Annotated in this window: 18 protein-coding genes and 1 pseudogene; 13 read left to right on the top strand and 6 right to left on the bottom strand. The window is 71.5% G+C overall.

Annotated features, from left to right (window positions below):
* The first annotated feature begins 90 nt into the window (after positions 1 to 90).
* The 3 genes from ABZ707_RS08740 to ABZ707_RS08730 are packed head-to-tail and all read left to right on the top strand — an operon-like array spanning position 91 to position 3508.
* On the top strand, positions 91 to 2010 hold the full coding sequence (locus tag ABZ707_RS08740) for a hypothetical protein (protein WP_360170056.1): 1920 nt from the start codon (positions 91 to 93) through the stop codon (positions 2008 to 2010).
* Between the two features lie 20 nt (positions 2011 to 2030).
* Entirely contained in the window at positions 2031 to 2447 is a 417-nt protein-coding gene (locus ABZ707_RS08735; RefSeq protein ID WP_360170053.1) for a hypothetical protein, read from the top strand.
* Complete coding sequence (locus ABZ707_RS08730) at positions 2444 to 3508, top strand: glycosyl hydrolase (RefSeq protein ID WP_360170050.1); 1065 nt, start codon at positions 2444 to 2446, stop codon at positions 3506 to 3508. Before ABZ707_RS08735 ends, ABZ707_RS08730 begins: the two co-directional genes overlap by 4 nt.
* Here ABZ707_RS08730 and ABZ707_RS08725 read toward each other — a convergent pair.
* Entirely contained in the window at positions 3478 to 5601 is a 2124-nt protein-coding gene (locus ABZ707_RS08725; RefSeq protein WP_360171273.1) for a lipopolysaccharide biosynthesis protein, read from the bottom strand. The genes ABZ707_RS08730 and ABZ707_RS08725 overlap by 31 nt on opposite strands.
* A gap of 10 nt (positions 5602 to 5611) precedes the next feature.
* The gene (locus ABZ707_RS08720; protein WP_360171270.1) at positions 5612 to 6766 is read right to left on the bottom strand and encodes a DegT/DnrJ/EryC1/StrS family aminotransferase; all 1155 of its coding nucleotides are present in this window, start codon (positions 6764 to 6766) and stop codon (positions 5612 to 5614) included.
* A gap of 225 nt (positions 6767 to 6991) precedes the next feature.
* Here ABZ707_RS08720 and ABZ707_RS08715 point away from each other — a divergent pair, with 225 nt between their 5' ends.
* Positions 6992 to 7849 (top strand): integrase, encoded by an 858-nt coding sequence (locus ABZ707_RS08715; protein WP_360170047.1) that lies wholly within the window; start codon positions 6992 to 6994, stop codon positions 7847 to 7849.
* Between the two features lie 99 nt (positions 7850 to 7948).
* Here the strand turns inward: ABZ707_RS08715 and ABZ707_RS08710 are convergent, their stop codons facing one another.
* Positions 7949 to 8854 (bottom strand): RNA polymerase sigma factor SigF, encoded by a 906-nt coding sequence (locus ABZ707_RS08710; RefSeq protein ID WP_360171268.1) that lies wholly within the window; start codon positions 8852 to 8854, stop codon positions 7949 to 7951.
* 281 nt (positions 8855 to 9135) lie between these two features.
* On the opposite strand from ABZ707_RS08710, the gene ABZ707_RS08705 reads away from it, so the two are divergent.
* From ABZ707_RS08705 to ABZ707_RS08690, 4 genes are all read left to right on the top strand, one after another.
* Positions 9136 to 9504: an STAS domain-containing protein gene (locus ABZ707_RS08705; RefSeq protein WP_360170044.1), complete on the top strand. Its 369-nt coding sequence runs from the start codon at positions 9136 to 9138 to the stop codon at positions 9502 to 9504.
* Positions 9505 to 9675: 171 nt separating this feature from the next.
* Positions 9676 to 10164 carry an ATP-binding protein gene (locus ABZ707_RS08700; protein ID WP_360170041.1) on the top strand — a complete coding sequence of 163 codons (489 nt, stop codon included), beginning with the start codon at positions 9676 to 9678 and terminating at the stop codon, positions 10162 to 10164.
* A 342-nt stretch (positions 10165 to 10506) separates the two neighbouring features.
* Positions 10507 to 11184 (top strand): response regulator transcription factor, encoded by a 678-nt coding sequence (locus ABZ707_RS08695; RefSeq protein ID WP_030351003.1) that lies wholly within the window; start codon positions 10507 to 10509, stop codon positions 11182 to 11184.
* Between the two features lie 196 nt (positions 11185 to 11380).
* Positions 11381 to 12655, top strand: a complete 1275-nt coding sequence (locus ABZ707_RS08690; protein WP_360170038.1) for an ATP-binding protein — start codon at positions 11381 to 11383, stop codon at positions 12653 to 12655.
* Positions 12656 to 12679: 24 nt separating this feature from the next.
* On the opposite strand, the gene ABZ707_RS08685 is transcribed toward ABZ707_RS08690, so the two are convergent.
* Positions 12680 to 13186 carry a GtrA family protein gene (locus tag ABZ707_RS08685; protein WP_360170035.1) on the bottom strand — a complete coding sequence of 169 codons (507 nt, stop codon included), beginning with the start codon at positions 13184 to 13186 and terminating at the stop codon, positions 12680 to 12682.
* A gap of 167 nt (positions 13187 to 13353) precedes the next feature.
* Here ABZ707_RS08685 and ABZ707_RS08680 point away from each other — a divergent pair, with 167 nt between their 5' ends.
* From ABZ707_RS08680 to ABZ707_RS08670, 3 genes and pseudogenes are all read left to right on the top strand, one after another.
* Entirely contained in the window at positions 13354 to 14505 is a 1152-nt protein-coding gene (locus ABZ707_RS08680; RefSeq protein WP_360170032.1) for a 5-(carboxyamino)imidazole ribonucleotide synthase, read from the top strand.
* Positions 14502 to 15026 carry a 5-(carboxyamino)imidazole ribonucleotide mutase gene (purE, locus tag ABZ707_RS08675; protein WP_360170029.1) on the top strand — a complete coding sequence of 175 codons (525 nt, stop codon included), beginning with the start codon at positions 14502 to 14504 and terminating at the stop codon, positions 15024 to 15026. Before ABZ707_RS08680 ends, purE begins: the two co-directional genes overlap by 4 nt.
* A 5-nt stretch (positions 15027 to 15031) precedes the next feature.
* Positions 15032 to 15648, top strand: a pseudogene (locus ABZ707_RS08670) (membrane dipeptidase).
* Positions 15649 to 15706: 58 nt separating this feature from the next.
* Here the strand turns inward: ABZ707_RS08670 and ABZ707_RS08665 are convergent.
* Positions 15707 to 16069 (bottom strand): VOC family protein, encoded by a 363-nt coding sequence (locus ABZ707_RS08665; RefSeq protein WP_360170026.1) that lies wholly within the window; start codon positions 16067 to 16069, stop codon positions 15707 to 15709.
* Positions 16070 to 16213: 144 nt separating this feature from the next.
* On the opposite strand from ABZ707_RS08665, the gene ABZ707_RS08660 reads away from it, so the two are divergent.
* Positions 16214 to 16741: a CGNR zinc finger domain-containing protein gene (locus tag ABZ707_RS08660; RefSeq protein WP_360170023.1), complete on the top strand. Its 528-nt coding sequence runs from the start codon at positions 16214 to 16216 to the stop codon at positions 16739 to 16741.
* Positions 16742 to 16764: 23 nt separating this feature from the next.
* Here ABZ707_RS08660 and ABZ707_RS08655 read toward each other — a convergent pair whose 3' ends face one another.
* Entirely contained in the window at positions 16765 to 18111 is a 1347-nt protein-coding gene (locus ABZ707_RS08655) for a UDP-glucose/GDP-mannose dehydrogenase family protein (protein WP_360170020.1), read from the bottom strand.
* Positions 18112 to 18306: 195 nt separating this feature from the next.
* Between ABZ707_RS08655 and ABZ707_RS08650 the strand changes: the two genes are divergently transcribed.
* Positions 18307 to 19479 (top strand): acyl-CoA dehydrogenase family protein, encoded by a 1173-nt coding sequence (locus tag ABZ707_RS08650; protein WP_360170017.1) that lies wholly within the window; start codon positions 18307 to 18309, stop codon positions 19477 to 19479.
* Positions 19480 to 19582 lie beyond the last annotated feature (103 nt).

Genomic DNA, 19582 nt, shown 5'->3' with positions numbered 1-19582 from the left:
GAGCCACACAAAAACGTAGACAGTTCCTATACTTCACTTCAGGGACAGCGGCGTGACGGCCGCGACCACATCTGTGGGGGGAGTCGCACCGTGCAGCAACGTGTGCCCACGCCGGTCACGGGGAGCGGCGAGCCGCCGGCCGTGACCGAGTCCGGTCCGGACCCGGGCGAGCCGCCCGCCGCGCCGGACGCGGCACGCCGCCGCCGACCGGCCCCTTCCGCGCTGATCCGGCCGCACGTCCTGGTCCGCTGGCTGCCGCTGGCGGTCGCGGCGGCCCTCTGGGCCTGGTCGTTACCCCGGATCGGGTTCCGTGACATCGGGGACTTCGGACTCCTCGACCGTTTCCCGATCGCCTTCTACGCCTCATTGGCCGTGCTCACGGCCGGCTTTCTGATCAGCCTGCGCCGGGCGGCCGCCGCGCCCTGGTGGCCCCCGGTCTACAGCGTCGCCATGCTGGTGGCGCTGAAGGCGCCGCCGGCCCTGCTCTACGACTCCGTGCGCTACCCCTGGGCGTCCAAGCACGACGCCGTGATCGCCCGGCTGCTGACCGAGGGGACGGTCCGTCCCTCCGTCGAACTGTCCGGCGGGATGTCCGCGTACGACCAGTGGCCCGGGTTCTTCTCCCTCAACGCGGCGCTGGTCAGGGGCTTCGGGGTGACGGGCGCCGCCTCGTACACCAACTGGGCCCCCGTCGCGTTCGGCCTGCTGATGATGCCGGTCCTGGTGCTGATCTACCGCACCTTCAGTGACGACCGGCGGCTGGTGTGGACCGCGGTGTGGATCTTCCAGCTCGCCAACTGGGTCGGGCAGGACTACCTCTCCCCGCAGGGCTTCGCCTATCTGCTCTTCCTGACCGTCTTCGCCGTGGTCGTACGGCACTTCGTACGGCCGGGAACGGCAGGACGGCTGCGTGACCGCTCCCTGCTCGACCCGGCCGCGGCCTCCGTGCCACCGCCCACCGGGAACCGGCAGCGGGCGGTCTGTGTGGCGCTGCTCGTCCCGCTCGTCGTGGCCGTCAACGCCTCGCACCAGCTCACCCCGGTGATGCTCTGTATGACCCTGCTGGCCCTCTGCCTCACCCGCCGCTACCGCAATGTCGGGCTGCTGGCGGTCACCGGCGTCATCATGCTCGTCTGGGACCTGACCATGGGCCGGGTGCTGTTCCTGGAGACCCTGAGCACCCTGCGTGACTCGGCGGGCGACCTGCTGAACAACTCCCGGGCCGGCTTCGCCGGTGAACCGACGGGGCCGGGGCCCGAACTGGTCGGCGACGCCAACATCCTGATGGTGGTCCTGCTCGGCGGACTGGCCGGCACGGCGGTGCTGCTGCGCCGCCGGCTCGTCCGGAGCGCGCTGCCGCTGCTGCTGGCCGCCGCGGCGCCCGTGCCGTTGTTCGCCGTCAACGACTACGGCGGCGAGATGCTCTTCCGGGTGTATTTGTTCGGCCTGCCCGGCACGGCGTTCTTCGCCGCAGCCGCGCTCGTCCCGGCCGCCGCCGGGGCCGGGAGGGCCCGGCGCCTCGCGGGCAGGACCGCCGTGGTGGCGCTGCCCGTGGCGCTGTTCGCCCTGCTGGCCGGCTTCCTGCCGTCGTACTACGGCAAGGAGGGCATGCAGTACGCCCCGCCTGCGGAGACCGCACTGGTGAAACGGGCCTACGACCGGGCGCCGGACGGCGCGCTGATCCTCGCCACCACCGGTTCGTTCCCCGGCGCCTACTACCGGTACGACCACTTCGAGCGCTGGTTCTTCACGGAACAGGAAGTGCCCGAGAACCTGGAAATGCTCAAGGATCCCGCCGCGTATCTCGACGCCGGTGTCCCCGACGGGCGCCCGGCGTATGTGATCCTCACGCCGACCCAGGAGCAGGCCACCACCGGCGACGGATATCTGCCGGCCGGCGGGTTCGACCGGATGAGCGAGGCGCTGCGGCGCTCGCCGCTCTTCCGGGTGGTGGAGGAGAACGCGCACGGGCTCGTACTGGAACACGTACCGGCCGCACCCACTCGATGACTTACGCGGAGGTCGCAGCCATGCCACAGAACGCCGCCCCGCCGGGCAGCCAGGGCCGCACCCGGGCCGCCGTCGCGCTCTCCGGATGGGCGGCGCTCGCGGTGACGGCGCTGCCCGGCGGATCGCCCCTGCGCTGGATCCCGGTCCTGCTCTTCGTCGCCCTCGGCCCGGGACTCGCGCTGCTTCTCCCAGGACCGGCCGCGCCCCGGCCCGCCGCCCGGCTGGAGACGCTGGCGCTGGCGGCGCCGCTGAGCCTCTCCCTCGCGACGCTCACCGCCACCGCGCTCTTCCTGGCCGAGTCGTTCTCGGCCACGGTCTTCCTGGTGGCGCTCGCGGTGATCTGCACGGTCGCGGCGCCGCTGCCCGCCGTACCGCTGCCCGCCGCGACCCGGGGGGCGGCCGAGCGCGTCAAACCGGGCCCCTGGACCGGCCGGTGAGCGGACAGTACGCCCAGGACGCCCGCCGGAGTACCCGCCTGGCTCTCGCCCTGGCCGCGGTGGGCGCGCTGCTGGCGGTCGCCGGAGTGTGGTGGACCGCGCGGGAGGAGAAGGAGAGCCGGTGCGCGCCCAGCGCGATCCTGGAACCGCCGTGCGGGGCCTGGTGGGGCGCGTACGTCCCGTACGCGGAGAACGGCTCGCTCAAGGACGCGGTGTACGGCTTCGAGAAGAAGATCGGACGCAGGCTCGATCTCGTCTACAACTACCACGACATGTCCAACACCGAGCGGGACGGCGTGCTGCTCACCCCCGACGAGCGGGAACTGGGCCGGGACCGGATGCTGATGCTGGCCTGGGAGTCCACCGTATGGACCGAGCCGCACCACCGGAACTGGACCGAGACCCAGCTCGGCTGGCGCGATGTCGCCGCCGGGAAGTTCGACGCGAAGATCATCGATCCCGGGGCCCGGCGCATCAAGGAGTACGGCAGGACCATCTTCTTCTCCTTCGACCAGGAGACCGATTTCCGCACGCCGGACGCCGGCACCCCCGAGGAGTTCATCGCCGCCTACCGCCATGTCCACGACCGGTTCGAGAAGCTCGGCGTGGACAACGTGGTGTGGGTGTGGACGGTCTCGGGCTATCTGGGCAACGCCGCGCTGATGAAGTCGCTGTATCCCGGCGACGCGTACGTGGACTGGATCGGCATGGATCAGTACAACTACTTTCTCTGCCACGACTCGCCCGACTGGCTGGACTTCGAGCGCAGCCAGCGGCCCTCCTACGAGTGGCTGCGCGCCAACATCTCCGACACGAAGCCCTACATGCTCTCCGAGTTCAGTACGGCGCCGGACCCGGCGCGGCCGGACCGGCAGCGCGACTGGTACCGGCGGATCCCGCAGGTGGCGCCGACTCTGCCGGAGGTGAAGGCGCTGGTGCACTGGAACCGGCCGGTGCCCGGGGACAACTGCGATCTCACCGTCGACAAGGGCCCGGCGCTGGAGGGATACCGCGACGCGGGCCGCGCCGACTACTTCAACCAGCCGCTGCCGCCGCGGTAGCGGCGTACGCCCAGCGCGCCGGCGGCCACCACCGCGAGCCCCAGTCCCAGTCCCAGGGACAGCGGCAGGGCGGCCGCCGCGAACGTGTCCCGCGCCGCCCAGCCGCACACCGCGAGCGCCCACACCACAGCGGCGGCGATCCGGCCATCCGTCCGCAGTGCCCGCAGGGTGACCGCGGTCAGTCCCAGGCAGAGCAGTTGCAGTGCGACGGGCAGGGCCCTGAGCAGCGCGTCGGTACCGGCCGGTGGGGCGAGCGCGGCCAGGAGGTCCGCGACCGGGCCGTGCCAGTGGCCCGACACCGGGTCGGGCCGTGTGCCCAGCAGCGGGAGCGCGGTGTGCAGCGCGGCGAACGTGAGCAGCACCCCCGTCGTCAGCAGCACCGGGCGCGGCCGGGCGAGCGAGACCGCCGCGCCCTGCACGAGGACCAGCAGAATCCCGGCGACCAGGGTGAGCGGGTGGAGGGCGTCCAGGAGCCGGACCCCGCCGAGCCGGTCGTGGCCGGTGTCCCCGGCGCGGACCAGCGGGGTCCAGAACAGCCCGGCGGCAAGCCCGGTCAGCAGCCACAGCAGGGTGACCAGCCGGCCGCCGCCGACGGACTCCGCGCCGCCCGGCCGCCCGCCGGGCGCGGGCGGGCCTGCGGTCAGGGGCGGGGTGTCGTGCGGGCCGTGCGGATACCCGGCCAGGACCGCGCCGTACGCCGCCGCCTCCCCGGCCGCCTCGGGACCGTGCCCGGCAGCCTCGCGGGCCCAGCGCGTGCCGTACTCCTCCGGGCTTTCGCCGCTCAGGTCGCCGCCCGGGCGGTGGCCGTCCCGCAGGGCCGCGCGCAGCCCCGGCGCCGCGACCAGCGCCACCAGGGTCATCGACAGCAGCATCGCCAGACCCGCGCCGGAGATCCCCGCCGGGCCCAGCAGAAACAGCGCGCTGCCCAGCACGAGCAGGCACATGACGCCCTGGAGCAGGGCGAGCATGCCCGTACGGCCCTGGACCCGCAGCACTCCGATGTACAGCTCGACCACGACCCTGGGCAGGGCCGCGGCGGCCAGCAGCCGCAGCACCGTGGTGCCGTGGCGCGCGTAGTCGTCGCCGAACGGCGCGAGGACCCGCGGTGCGAACACCACCAGCACCAGCACGACGGGCACCAGCAGCACGGTCATCCGGCGCAGCGCCCCGCGTACGCCCTCGGCCAGCCGGTCCGGGCTGTGCGAGGCGTGCGCGGTGAGGGAGGAGGCCATGTTGATGGCCATGAACTCCATGGTGCCGCCGACGGTGTACGCCGTGTAGAAGAAGGCGTTGTGCGCGGCGTCGAAGCGGACCGCGACCATCACCGGCAGCAGATTGATCATCGCCAGGCTGAACAGCGCGCCGACCGAGTCACCGGCGAGGAACCGCCCGATGTCCCGCGCCTGCGGCGGCTCCCGGTCGTGATCGGCCGCGGCCTGGCGGGGGATGAGCCTGCGGAAGATCAGCCAGCCGAGCGGCAGCACGGACAGGGCGATGGCGGCGGCCCAGGAGACAAAGACGCCGAGGACCGGCAGCGCGGTGGCGAACGCGGCGAGCATCAGCAGCTTGCCGAGGGAGAACACGGCGTTGCCGACCGGCACCCAGAACGCCTTTCTGAGCCCCGTCAGCACCCCGTCCTGGAGGGTGAGCAGCGCCCAGGCGACACAGGACGCGGTGAAGACGAGCCCCGCCGTGAGCCCGTCGAGCGGCGCGTAGGACGGGCCCCACAGCTCCAGCGTCAGCAGGAACACCACGCAGGCGACGCAGACCACCAGCGAACTGATGGCGTACACCCGCCACACCAGCGGACCGGTGGCCCGGCCGGCCCTGGGCACATACCGCACCACCGCGCCGATCATCGTGGTGGCGGTGATCGAGGCCAGCAGCCGCATCGCGGCGATGGCGGCCGATCCCTGGCCGACCGCCTCCTCCGTGTAGTAGCGGGCCGCGACCAGCCAGAAGCCCAGTCCGAGAGCGGCGGAGACACCGGTGGAGAGCATCAGCGCATAGGCGTTGCGGAACATCGAGTCGCCGTCGGGCGGCCGAGCCGGCTCGCCGCTCCGGGCTGGACCGGCCGGGGCCGGTTTCCCCATCCGGGCGGTGTCAGCCACCGACCCCGGCCCTTCCGCGCACGGCGGGCCTGGCGCCCAGTTCGGTGAGGACGGCGATCACCTGGTCCGCGCGGCGCGGATCGGCCGGCAGCGCGTGGCGGGCGAACCAGGCGGCCGGGCCCGGCGACGGCGAAGGATCGGTGAAGGCCGCGCCCGCGTAGGCGTCGAGCGGCGGATCGTAGAGATAGCCGGTGCTGACGCGGTGTCCGGCGAGCGCGGCGATGGCCGCGTCGCGGTCCTCGACCAGCAGCGGGACCCGGAACAGCGGCTGTACGGGGCCCTCGGCAGCGGGCGCCGCCCACGCGGTGGCCAACAGCCGTTCGGTGCCTCTCCGGTGGGCGTCGAGCCGTTCGTCGAGCCCGGCGAGCAGCCGTTCCGTCCTTCTGAGCCGGGTCCGGCCGGGCCGGAGCCGGTAGTCGTGCATGTCCACCCGGACCCAGGAGTGGAAGTCCGTGAGCCCGGGGGCTCCGGCCAGCGCCCGCCGCAGCTCGCCGGGGCGCAGCGGCATCCGGATGTCCTCACGCTCTTCCTGGCCGAGCAGCCGCAGCGCCGCGTGCGCGGCCCGTACCATCCGCAGCCCGCGCACCCCGGCCTCGGCGTACGGCCGTAACGCGTAGCGGATCTCGGCGCCCAGCCTGGACGGTGAGAGCAGCTCGTCCCTGGCCTTCGCCAGTCCCTTACGCAGCGCCGGGTCCGCGACGGTGAGAAAGCCACCGGTCTTCGCTCCCACGTGTTTGGAGAGGCTGAACACGGACGCGTCACCGAAACCGCCGACCGGCCGGCCTCCCACCTCACTCCCTATGGCGTGGGCGGCGTCCTCGATGAGCGGGATCCCCAACGCGTCGCAGCGGGCGCGCAGTCCCGGCGCCGGATCGGGATTCCCGTACAGATTGGTGGTGAGGACGGCCGAGAGACCGCGCCAGTCGGACTCCGGAACGGCCGCCATGTCGATCGAACCGTCCCGCGCGTCCAACGGAGCCTGCACGGGACGCAGCCCGGCGGCCAGCACCACAAAGAAGATCACATCGTCGTTGACCGGCGACATGAGAACCCGTCCGCCGGGCGGGCACCAGTGGCGCAGCGCCACATACAACCCGAGCCGGCACGACGGCACATACAGACACTCCCTGCCGAGGCGATGGCGCATCAGCGTCTCCAACGCCGAGTACGCCGAGTGCTCCGCCGGGCAGCTCTCCCCAAGAGCCATTCCGTTCCCCCCTGCCCGGCTCAATGTGGCCCATACCGGACGGCCCCGTCAATACGGCCCACCCGGCGGCGCCACTCGTTCACACTCGGCGCAGGACCACGACCTGCCCGCACCTCCCGCACAGCGACGCCCGTCCCCGCCCGCCTCTGACTCAGGAGCCCATGAGTGCGTGTCAGCATGGCGACCAGCGCCGGCAGGGCCAACCGGCCGAACGAGGACTTCGTCGGCGCCGTCCCCGGCGCCGCTGTGCTGCTCGATGGCGCCGGCATCCCGGGCAGTGAGTCGGTCTGCTCCCACGGGGTCGCCTGGTACACGCACCGCCTCGGCGGCGCGCTGCTCGGCCGGCTGTCGCGTGCCGACGGTCGGGACCTCGCGGCGATCCTCGCCGCCGCGATCGGTGAGACGGCCGCCGATCACCGCGCCACCTGCGACCTCGCGCACCCCAGCAGCCCGCAGGCGACGGTGCTGATGGTCCGCGCCGACCGGGGCCGCCTGGACCATCTCCTGCTCGCGGATTCCTTTCTCCTGCTCGACCAGGTCCGCGGCGGCCCGGAGGTGATCACCGACGAGCGCGAGGTCGCCGCCAGGCGCGTCTGCTCGGAGCCGCTGGACGGCATTCCTCCGGGTACACCGGAGTACGACCGCGTCCGGGAATCCTGCGTCCAGGCGCTGCGGGCTCGCCGGAACCAGCCGGGCGGTTACTGGATCGCCAAGGACGATCCGCGAGCGGCGGAGGAAGCGGTCACCGGCAGCCGGCCTCTTCATGACCTGGACGGCTTCGCGCTGCTCAGCAATGGCGCCGGCCGCCTCGTCAACCCCTACGGCCTGACCGACTGGCCCGGCGTAGTGGAACTGCTCGGCGCCCACGGCCCGGCAGAGATCATCCGCCGCGTCCGGCAGGCCGAGGCCCGCACCCCCGGAGGCCCCGACGTTCCGGTCCCTGACGACGCCACGGTGGCGCACTGCACCGACCTGCCGCGCTCCGAGGCCGGCGAACTGCCGCGGCCGGCAGCCGACCGCTGAGCTCGCGCCGCCCGACCGGCCGGACCGGGGCCGACGACTGGGTGCGGTGCGGGGCCGCGCCGGCGAACGACCGGCGCGGCCAAGGGCCCGGGCCGGCCCTCACTCCTCGACCGTCAGAGCCTTCCTGAGCCTGGTGAGGGTGCGCGAAAGCAACCGCGACACATGCATCTGCGAGAGGCCGAGCTCCTCGCCGATCTCCGACTGCGTCATATTGGCGACAAAGCGCAGGGACAGGATCTTGCGGTCCCTGGCGGGAAGGCTCGCGATGAGCGGCTTCAGCGACTCGATGTACTCAACGCCCTCAAGCCCGTGGTCCTCGTAGCCGATCCGGTCGGCGAGCGCGCCCTCGCTCTCGTCGTCGGTGGACTGTGCGTCCAGTGAGCTGGCGGTGTACGCGTTGCTCGCGGCCATGCCCTCGACGACCTCTTCGGCGGTGATGCCGAGCCGCTGGGCGAGTTCGCCGACCGTGGGGGAGCGGTCGAGGCGCTGCGCCAGCTCGTCGCCGGCCTTGGCCAGGTCGAGGCGGAGTTCCTGGAGCCTGCGCGGCACGCGCACCGCCCACGACGTGTCGCGGAAGAAGCGCTTGATCTCGCCGACGATGGTCGGCATCGCGAAGGTGGGGAACTCGACGCCGCGACTCAGCTCGAACCGGTCGATGGCCTTGATCAGGCCGATCGTGCCGACCTGGACGATGTCCTCCATCGGTTCGCTGCGCGTGCGGAACCGGGAGGCCGCGAACTTCACCAGGGCCAGGTTCAGTTCCACCAGGGTGTTACGGACGTACGCGTATGCGTGTGTGCCCTCTTCGAGGGTCTCCAGCCGGGCGAACAGCGTCTTCGACAGGGCCCTGGCGTCCAGGGCTCCCACCTCGGCGAAGGGCGGGATCTCGGGCAGATCCTCCAGGCCCTCGGCGCCGGCGGCCGGTGTGAGACCGGCCTCATCGGGTACGGGCGGAGTTGTCGACGGCACGTGGGGGGTACGCGTCGCGTCGAGCCGGGGTGACATGGTCTCCTCCATCGTCCTCGGCATATGGCTGCCGAAGCCACTACGTGTTGCCGCGGTCTGCGGGCGCCTCCGAAGCCGGCCGTCTCGGGTGTGTCCCTACAAGCCCTACCCGGTCGGCATGGGCAGTTGCAAGTGCTAATTGTTCTATATGTCTGTATTGTGGGGGAGTTCGGCTACCGGTGGGCGTGCGAAAGGCGTAATGTTCGACCGGCGTCATCGACTGTGATGGCGTAGACACCACCAACTGACGACGACGCACGACACGGCGAAGAGGGACGGGCATGGACCGCCAGACGGTCGGCAGCACGAACCGGGGCCGGCTTCGGGTCGAAGTTCGGACCGAAGGCCGGAGCGAGGTTGTGACAGTGGCCGGTGAGTTGGATCACCATACGGCCGAACTGTTGCGCGAACCTCTGGACGATGCGATCGAACAGGGCCGCGTACGGCTGGTGGTCGACTGTTCACGGCTTGAGTTCTGTGATTCCACCGGACTCAATGTGCTGCTCGGTGCCCGCCTCAAGGCGGACGCCGCCGGGGGAGGGGTCCATTTGGCCGGGATGCTGCCCGTGGTGGCGAGAGTCTTCGAGATCACCGGAGCGGACGCCGTCTTCACGGTCCACGCCACCGTCGAAGAGGCCCTCGCCGGCTGAGCCCCGCGCCGACCTGGGCGCACCGCGTGTCGCTCGCGTCACCACTTCCGGATCGCGGAGTAAGTGTTGTCGCGAGCCGGAGGGGCAGAAGACCCCCGGCAGGCCACTCAGGACCCTGCACTCTCTGTATTGATGAACTGGCAATTGGTGAATCGGTGAGGTGAAGCGCTGATGAGCACCACCCGGCAGCCTCAGCCGGGCGACATCGGCCCCGAGTCCGGCGGCGCGGTACCCCCTTCCGCGACGTCCGACAGGCGGGTACGGACGCTCGCGCTGTCCGGCGCCAGCGGTGTCGTACCGCTGGCGCGCGATTTCACCCGCCAGGCGCTCTACGACTGGGGATGGCTCCCGGGCGAGAGCGCGGACCGGCGTGCCGCGGCAGAGGATGTGCTGCTGGTCGTCTCCGAGCTGGTCACCAACGCGTGTCTGCACGCGGAGGGGCCCGAGTCGCTGCTGGTATCGGCCACCTCCAAGGTGCTGCGGCTGGAGGTCGCGGACCTCGGTGCGGGACAGCCGGCGCCCCGCACCCCGCACCGCGCGGGACGCCCCGGCGGCCACGGCATGTTCATCGTCCAGCGGCTCTGCCTCGACTGGGGTGTCGTCAGGACGCCGGGTGAGACCGGCAAGACCGTCTGGGCGGAGCTGGCCGCACCGGAGTAGCGCGTCGCGCCGGTCCGCCACCGGCACTCCTTGTGAGCGAGAGCACGTCCCCGGGGCGTGCTCTTTTTCGCTGCCGCCGGGTCACGGCGGGACCGGGACCGGACGCGGTACGGAAAAGAGACTTATGGCGCTCAACGGGGTAAAGGTCCACAGGTGGTACGTCATCCATGTCATCGACCCATGGCGTGATGGAGTGGGATATGACGGTTTTGAGAGATGGATCACAGGGTCCGAGGGAACTAACTGCTTATATCCGAAGGTGGTTCCTCGGATTGAACCCCCTACCTCAAGGCATTGCGGAGCAGGGCCCTGGGCCCGCCCCGTGCGGTCTACCATCACCCCATGACCCGTGTACTGCTCGCCGAGGACGACGCTTCCATCTCGGAGCCGCTGGCCCGCGCCCTGCGTCGGGAGGGTTACGAGGTCGAGGTCCGTGAAGACGGTCCGACCGCGCTGGACGCCGGACTTCAGGGCGGTGTCGACCTGGTCGTACTCGACCTGGGACTGCCCGGGATGGACGGCCTCGAAGTCGCCCGCCGACTGCGCGCCGAGGGCCACGCGGTGCCGATCCTGGTGCTGACCGCCCGCGCCGACGAGGTGGACACCGTGGTCGGCCTGGACGCCGGAGCCGACGACTATGTGACCAAGCCGTTCCGTCTCGCCGAACTGCTGGCGCGCGTCAGGGCGCTGCTGCGGCGCGGCGCCTCCGACCCCGTCCCGGCCCCCGCGACGCACGGCGTCAGGATCGACGTGGAGTCGCACCGTGCCTGGATGGGTGACGAGGAGCTCCAGCTCACCGCGAAGGAGTTCGACCTGCTGCGGGTCCTGGTCCGGGACGCGGGCCGGGTCGTCACCCGGGATCAGTTGATGCGGGAGGTCTGGGACACCACCTGGTGGTCGTCGACCAAGACCCTCGACATGCACATCTCCTGGCTGCGCAAGAAGCTCGGTGACGACGCCGCCAATCCGCGCTACATCGCCACGGTACGGGGCGTCGGCTTCCGCTTCGAGAAGAGCTGACGCCTCCGAGAAGAGCTGACGCCTTCGGGAAGACGTCTTCGAGGAGAGGCTGACGCCTTCCCCGGGAAGAGGCTGACGCCTTCGGGAAGAGCCGGCGCCGACAGGGCCCGGCGGGTGGCCGCGGCTCCGGGACCGCCACGGGTGCTTACGCTCGGAGGGGCACCACCGCCATCGCGTCACCCGCCCGGAGGGCACCTTGCGCCGTCGTCTGATCAACTCCACGCTCGCCGTGGTGCTCGTCGTCATCGCCGTGTTCGGGGTCTCCCTTGTCATCGTGGAGACCCGCACGATCAGCAGCAGTGCCCAGGAGAGCGTGGACTCCGAGGCGCTGCGGCTGGTGAGCATCGTCGACAGCCGTCTCCTCGGCGGGGAGAACATCACCTCCCAGATCCTGGCCGAACAGGTCGACAACGAGCGCTACGCCAGGATCGAGATCCCGGGCCGCGCCCCGGTCGAGATCGGTGTGCGCCCCGAGGGCAGCGTCATCCGGGGCACGGAGGAGGGCGAGGAGGGCGAGGTCGTCACCGTGGAGGAGGCCCGTTCCTCCGTCACGCGTGAGGTCGGCCGCACCCTGCTGATCATCGGCATGGTGGCACTGCTCGCCGTCATCGCCGCCGTCCTGCTGGCCGTACGCCAGGCCAACAAGCTGGCCTCGCCGCTCACCGACCTCGCGGAGACCGCGGAGCGGCTCGGCTCCGGCGACCCGCGCCCGCGTCACAAGCGGTACGCGGTGCCCGAGCTGGACCGGGTCGCGGATGTCCTCGACTCCAGCGCCGAGCGGATCGCACGGATGCTCACGGCGGAGCGGCGGCTCGCCGCGGACGCCTCGCACCAGCTCCGTACACCGCTGACCGCGCTGTCCATGCGGCTGGAGGAGATCTCCGCCACGGACGATCTGGACACCGTGAAGGAGGAGGCGACGATCGCGCTGGCCCAGGTGGAGCGGCTGACCGACGTGGTGGAGCGGCTGCTGACCAACGCCCGCGATCCGCGTACCGGCTCGGCCGTCGCCTTCGACCTCGACGAGGTCGTCAAACAGCAGCTTGAGGAGTGGCGCCCCGCCTACCGCAGCGCCGGCCGGGCCATCGTCTGCTCGGGCCGCTCCGGGATGCGGGCCGTCGCCACACCCGGCGCGGTCGCCCAGGTGCTCGCCGCGCTGATCGAGAACTCACTGATGCACGGCGGCGGTACGGTCGCCCTGCGCACCCGCGTCACCGGCAACCAGGCCGTCATCGAGGTGACCGACGAGGGCCCCGGCGTACCGGCGGACCTGGGGGCACGGATCTTCGAGCGGACCATCAGCGGCCGCAACTCCACCGGGATCGGTCTCGCCGTGGCCCGCGACCTGGCGGAGGCGGACGGCGGACGGCTGGAGCTGCTCCAGCAGCAGCCGCCGGTCTTCGCGCTCTTCCTCAGCCGCGAGGCCCGTACCCACAAGGCGGCGAAGGAGCCGGAGCGGCCGGTCCGCTGACGCGCGACGGCGCCCCGCCGCGGATCAGCCGCCGACCCGGCCGGGCTGGGGCCGCTGCTCGTCGAGGAACGATTCGCCCGGCGCACCGGCCCCGGCGGGCGGCAGCGCCCGGAAGACCCAGGTGCGGTACGACCAGAAGCGGAAGAGGGTCCCGATCCCGATGCCGAGGAACTTGAACACATTGCTCTGCAGCGGGGTGTCCCAGCCGAAGCCGTAGGTCGCGGTGTAGAGCACGCCGTTCTCGATCACCAGACCGGCCGCGCTGAACGCCAGGAAGAGCGTCAGCTCCTTGGTGCGGCGGCTCTTGTCGCGGTCCCGGTAGGTGAAGTGGCGGAAGCCCACGTAGTTGAAGGCGATCGCGACGACGGTGGCCAGGATGCTGGCCCGCACCACGGGCAGCCCGGTGGTGTGCCGTACGAGGTTGAAGACCAGGAGATTGACCAGCACCCCCGCGCCGCCCACCGCGCCGAACTTGGCCACCTCGCGCGCGAGCCGGCCCAGTCGCGCGCGGAGTGCGCCCCGTTCGCTCATTGGCCCGTTCAGCCCCGTCCGGTCGAGTGTCAGTACCCGCCATGCTAACGAGCGGCTCCGGGCGTCGCCCATGGGTCGCCCCGCTACCGGCGGTGACGGCGCCCTGACGCCGGGCACCGCCGCCGCTCGGCGACCGGCCGGGTCCGGGCGGCGGATATCCTGGGGACGTGACGTTCCCGGTAGTCGGCATGGTCGGCGGCGGTCAGCTCGCCCGTATGACCCACGAGGCGGGCATCCCCCTCGGCCTCAGATTCAAGCTTCTCAGTGACACCCCGCAGGACTCGGCGGCCCAGGTGGTGAACGAGGTCGTCATCGGCGACTATCGCGATCTCGGCACGCTGCGCGCCTTCGCGCGCGGCTGTGACGTGATCACCTTCGACCACGAACATGTGCCGGTGGAGCATCTGCGCGCCCTGGAGGCGGACGGGATACCCGTCAGGCCGGGCCCCGACGCGCTGGTGCACGCGCAGGACAAGGGGGTGATGCGGGCCAGGCTCACCGAGCTCGGCGCCCCCTGCCCGCGCCACCGCATCGTCTCCGACCCCGCCGACGCCGCGGCCTTCGCCGCCGAGGTGGGCGGCTTCCCGGTCGTCCTCAAGACGGTGCGCGGCGGCTACGACGGCAAGGGCGTCTGGGTCGTCCGCTCCGAGGAGGACGCCGAGCAGCCGTTCCGCGCCGGGGTCCCGGTCCTCGCCGAGGAGAAGGTCACCTTCGTACGGGAGCTGGCGGCGAACATCGTCCGCTCACCGCACGGCCAGGCGGTCGCCTATCCGGTCGTCGAATCGCAGCAGGTCGACGGTGTCTGCGACACCGTCATCGCGCCCGCGCCCGGCCTCTCGGACGAGCTGGCGGGCGAGGCCCAGCAGCTCGCGCTGCGGATCGCGGCCGAGCTGGGTGTCGTCGGCCATCTCGCGGTGGAGCTCTTCGAGGTCCGTTCCGACGACGGCACCTCCCGCATCCTCGTCAACGAACTGGCGATGCGGCCGCACAACTCCGGCCACTGGACCCAGGACGGCGCGATCACCTCGCAGTTCGCCAACCATGTGCGGGCCGTGCTCGATCTCCCGCTCGGCGACCCGCGCCCGCGCGCGCCCTGGACGGTCATGTGCAACGTCCTCGGCGGCGACTATCCCGACATGTACGCGGCCTACCTGCACTGCATGGCCCGGGACCCGCAGCTCAAAATCCACATGTATGGCAAGGACGTGAAGCCCGGCCGCAAGGTGGGTCATGTCAACACCTACGGCGACGACCTGGACGACGTACTGGAACGCGCCCGCCATGCCGCCGGCTACCTCCGAGGAACGATCACCGAATGACTTCCCCCGTTGTTGGCATCGTGATGGGCTCCGACTCCGACTGGCCCGTGATGGAGGCCGCCGCGAAGGCCCTGGACGAGTTCGAGATCGCCTATGAGGTCGATGTCGTCTCCGCCCACCGGATGCCGCGCGAGATGATCGCGTACGGCGAGGGAGCGGCCGGGCGCGGCCTCAGGGCCGTCATCGCGGGTGCGGGCGGAGCGGCGCACCTTCCGGGCATGCTCGCCTCGGTGACCCCGCTGCCGGTGATCGGTGTGCCCGTACCGCTGAAGTACCTCGACGGCATGGACTCGCTGCTGTCCATCGTCCAGATGCCTGCCGGTGTGCCGGTCGCCACCGTCTCGGTCGGCGGTGCGCGGAACGCGGGCCTGCTGGCCGCCAGGATCCTCGCGTCCCACGACCCGGAGCTGCAGACCCGGATGCGTGACTTCCTCCAGGAGCTGAACGACCAGGCGACGGAGAAGGGCAAGCGGCTCCGCTCGAAGGTCCAGGGCGCGGACCACTTCGGATTCGGGAAGTGACGCCGGTGGCCGCCGCGGACTTCCTCGACGAGGCACGCGAACTGCTGGCCGCCTTCCCGGTGGTCGACGGTCACAACGACCTGCCGTGGGCGCTGCGGGAGCACGTCCGCTACGACCTCGACCGCCTCGACATCGCCGGTGACCAGACCGGCCGGCTGCACACGGACATCCCCCGGCTGCGCCGGGGCGGCGTCGGCGGACAGTTCTGGTCGGTGGCCGGCGACGACGCGGTCAGCGCGACGCTGGAACAGATCGACGTGGTCGGCCGGCTGCTCGCCCGCCATCCCCGGGAGCTGGCGCGGGCGCTCACGGCGGACGACATGGAGACCGCGCGCGGCGAGGGCAGGATCGCCTCGCTCATGGGGGCGTCGACCACATCGGCATCGGCGGGGACTTCGACGGGACGGCGTTCACCCCGGCCGGCCTGGAGGATGTCGCGGGCTATCCGAACCTGATCGCGGAGCTGCTGTCCCGTCGCTGGTCCGCGTCGGACCTGTCCAAGCTGACCTGGCAGAACGCGGTCCGGGCGCTGCGGGCGGCGGAAGACGTGGCCCGGAGCCTCCGGGCCGAGCGGGGACCGTCACTGGCGACGATCGGCGAGCTGGACGGCACGGCCGTCTGACGGTACCTCCGCCCGCTGTCGCAGCCGACCGCGACAGCGGGCGCGTACGTCCGCCGTGTCAGGCGGCGCAGAGACAGAACGGATGGCCCGCCGGGTCGGCGTAGACCCGCCAGTTGCGCGCGGGGTCGGCCGCGTCCAGCAGCGTCGCTCCGAGCGCGAGCACCTGCTTCTCCGCCGTGTCCAGGTCCTCGACGGTCAGATCCAGATGGAACTGCTGCGAGCCGTCGGGGCGGGGCCAGACCGGCGGTACGAAGCCGGGCGCCGACTGGAAGGCGAGCGGGGCGCCGGGAGCGCCGGTGAGATCGACCCAGCCGTTGCCGTCGTCCTCGATCTCACCGCCCAGCACCTGGGAGTAGAAACCGGCGAGTGCGACCGGGTCGGGGCAGTCCAGGACGACGCTGCCCAGAGTGGCGATGGCCATGTCTTTTCCCTCTCATTACACCGTCCGGCGCTGTGAGTTCCGGCGCTTCGCGTGCTGGTCATGGAGTGCCGCTCGGTTACCGTCAAAAAGTCGCCGCCGGTAACCGTTACTGCATGCTCCCGCAGAAGAGGTAACGTCGCAAGCATGACGGACAGACCGCCCGCACCCGGAGGGCTCGCCCTGGTCGAGGCGCTGGTGAACACGCTCGACATCGAGACGGGCGCCGACGCCCTCGACACGGAGGACGGCCGCGCTCCCTTCGGGCTCACCGAGCGGGACGTCTCCGGGGCCCGCGAACTCCGGGAGGCCCTGCGCACGGTCTGCCTCGCCCATGCGGGCCATCACCCGCCGGGCCGCTCGACGGCCGTCCTCGACCACCTGCTGGCGGGCGCCCCGCTGCGGCTCACGGTCGACGCGCGGGGCCTGGCGGCGCTCCGTCCCGCCGCCGCCCCGGACGCGCTGCTCTCCCGGGTCGCGGCGGCGATCGCGGCGGCGGTCGCCGACGGTACGTGGGCGCGTCTCAAGGCGTGCGAGGCGGCCGACTGCGAGTGGGCGTACTACGACCGCAGCCCGGCCGGCCGCAGCCGCTGGTGCTCGATGTCGGTGTGCGGCGCCCGCGCCAAGATGCGCGCCTACCGCGCCCGCCGCACGCGGCAGGACGGGCCCGCGTAAGCCGGGCGCGGGAGTGGCCGGTGTCAGGCGCGCGGGCGTCCCATCGCGCGGTACGTCCAGCCCGCCGCGCGCCAGAGCTCCGGGTCCAGCGCGTTGCGGCCGTCCAGGATCAGCCGGCGCGCGGTCGCCTCGCCCAGCACCGCCGGGTCCAGCTCGCGGAACTCGCGCCACTCCGTCAGATGCAGCACCACATCCGCGCCGCGCACCGCGTCCACCGCGGAGTCGGCGTAACCCAGCGTCGGGAAGAGCCGCTTGGCGTTCTCCATGCCCTTCGGGTCGTACACCGTCACCTGGCCGCCCTGGAGATGGATCTGGCCGGCGACGTTGAGCGCGGGCGAGTCCCGTACGTCGTCGGAGTCCGGCTTGAAGGTCGCGCCCAGCACCGCGACCCGCTTGCCCAGGAAGGACGAGTCGCCGCCCACGGCCTCGCGCGCCAGCTCGACCATATGACCGCGGCGCCGCATATTGATCGAGTCGACCTCGCGCAGGAACGTCAGCGCCTGGTCCGCGCCCAGCTCACCCGCCCGCGCCATGAACGCCCGGATGTCCTTGGGCAGACAGCCGCCGCCGAAGCCGATGCCCGCGCGCAGGAACTTCTTGCCGATCCGCTCGTCGTGCCCGAGCGCCTCCGCCAGCTTCTGCACATCGCCGCCCGCCGCCTCGCAGAGCTCGGCCATCGCGTTGATGAACGAGATCTTCGTGGCCAGGAACGAGTTGGCGGAGGTCTTCACCAGCTCGGCGGTCGGGAAATCCGTCACCACGAACGGTGACCCCTCGCTGACCGGCTTCGCGTACACCTCACGCAGCACCCGCTCGGCGTGCTCACTCCGCACACCCACCACGATCCGGTCCGGACGCAGCGTGTCCTGTACGGCGAAGCCCTCGCGCAGGAACTCCGGATTCCAGGCCAGCTCCACCTCGCCGCCCGCGGGGGCCAGTTCGGCGATCCGGGCCGCGAGCCGCTCCGCGCTGCCCACGGGCACGGTGGACTTGCCGACGACCAGCGCGGGCCTGGCGAGATGCTTGGCGAGGCTCTCGACGGCGGAATCGACGTAGGACATGTCGCAGGCGTACTCGCCGTGCTTCTGCGGGGTGTTCACACAGACGAAGTGCACATCGCCGAACTCCGCGATCTCGGCCCAGTCCATCGTGAAGCGCAGCCGGCCGGTCGATCCCTCGATCCCGGCGACATGCTTGCGCAGCAGCTCCTCAAGGCCCGGCTCGTACATCGGGACCCGGCCCGCCGACAGCATCTCGATCTTCTCCGGCACCACATCGAGTCCGAGGACCTCGAATCCCAGCTCGGCCATGGCCGCGGCGTGCGTGGCGCCGAGGTAGCCGGTGCCGATCACTGTGATCTTGAGGGCCATGGGTACTCCAGAGAGTTCGGGCGGGAGTGCGGTGCCCGAGCATAGCCGCGCGCCGCCGGGGCCTCGCTGCTGCCTCTCACGGGTGGGTGATGCCGCTGCGGGACCGTTGTCGGCAAACTCACCTTCACCGACGGCGGCTCCGCCCCTAAAATTGAGTTACTTAACGGTAGTTAGCATCCAGGGGAGTGAAAGACCGTGGCCGGATCGGCTGATTTCGACCTGTACCGCCCGTCCGAGGAACACGACATGCTCCGCGACACCGTGCGCGCGCTGGCCGAGGCGAAGATCGCGCCGTTCGCCGCCGCGGTGGACGAGGAGGCCCGCTTCCCGCAGGAGGCGCTGGACGCGCTGATCGCCTCCGATCTGCACGCCGTCCATGTCCCGGAGGAGTACGGCGGCGCGGGCGCCGACGCCCTCGCCACCGTGATCGTCATCGAGGAGGTGGCGCGGGTCTGCGCCTCCTCCTCCCTGATCCCGGCCGTGAACAAGCTCGGCTCGCTGCCCGTCATCCTCGCCGGCTCCCAGGACCTGAAGAAGAAGTATCTGGGCCCGCTGGCCAAGGGCGACGCGATGTTCTCGTACTGCCTCTCGGAGCCGGACGCCGGCTCCGACGCGGGCGGCATGAAGACCAGGGCGGTGCGGGACGGCGACCACTACGTCCTGAACGGCGTGAAGCGCTGGATCACCAACGCCGGTGTCTCCGAGTACTACACGGTGATGGCCGTCACCGACCCGGACAGGCGGACCAAGGGCATCAGCGCGTTCGTGGTGGAGAAGTCCGACCCCGGTGTCTCCTTCGGCGCCCCGGAGCGGAAGCTCGGCATCAAGGGGTCCCCGACCCGCGAGGTCTACCTCGACGACGTCCGTATCCCCGCCGGCCGGCTGATCGGCGAGGAGGGCACGGGCTTCGCCACGGCGATGAAGACCCTGGACCACACACGCGTCACGATCGCGGCCCAGGCCCTCGGTATCGCGCAGGGCGCTCTCGACTACGCCAAGGGCTATGTCCAGGAGCGCAAGCAGTTCGGCAAGCCGATCGGTGACTTCCAGGGCGTGCAGTTCATGCTGGCCGACATGGCGATGAAGCTGGAGGCCGCGCGCCAGCTCACCTACGCGGCGGCGGCCCGGTCGGAGCGCGTCTCCGGGGGCGGCGGCAAGGAGGACCTGACCTTCTTCGGGGCCGCGGCGAAGTGCTTCGCCTCGGACGCCGCCATGGAGATAACGACGGACGCGGTCCAGCTCCTCGGCGGCTACGGCTACACGCGGGACTACCCGCTGGAGCGCATGATGCGTGACGCCAAGATCACTCAGATCTACGAGGGCACGAACCAGATCCAGCGGATCGTCATGGCGCGGAACCTTCCGTAGTACGCGGGCGGGCCGGTGGCACCCCCCGGGGGGGAGGCCGACCACCCGGGCCAGCTCGCTACGGGCGGCAGCCTCCACCAGCTTCCGGGCGGCCGGACGCTCC

This window comes from Streptomyces sp. NPDC006923 (assembly GCF_040635655.1).
Classification (GTDB): Bacteria; Actinomycetota; Actinomycetes; order Streptomycetales; family Streptomycetaceae; genus Streptomyces.
The sequence above is the reverse complement of the archived record's forward strand: the minus strand, read 5'-3'. Positions and strand labels throughout refer to the sequence as shown.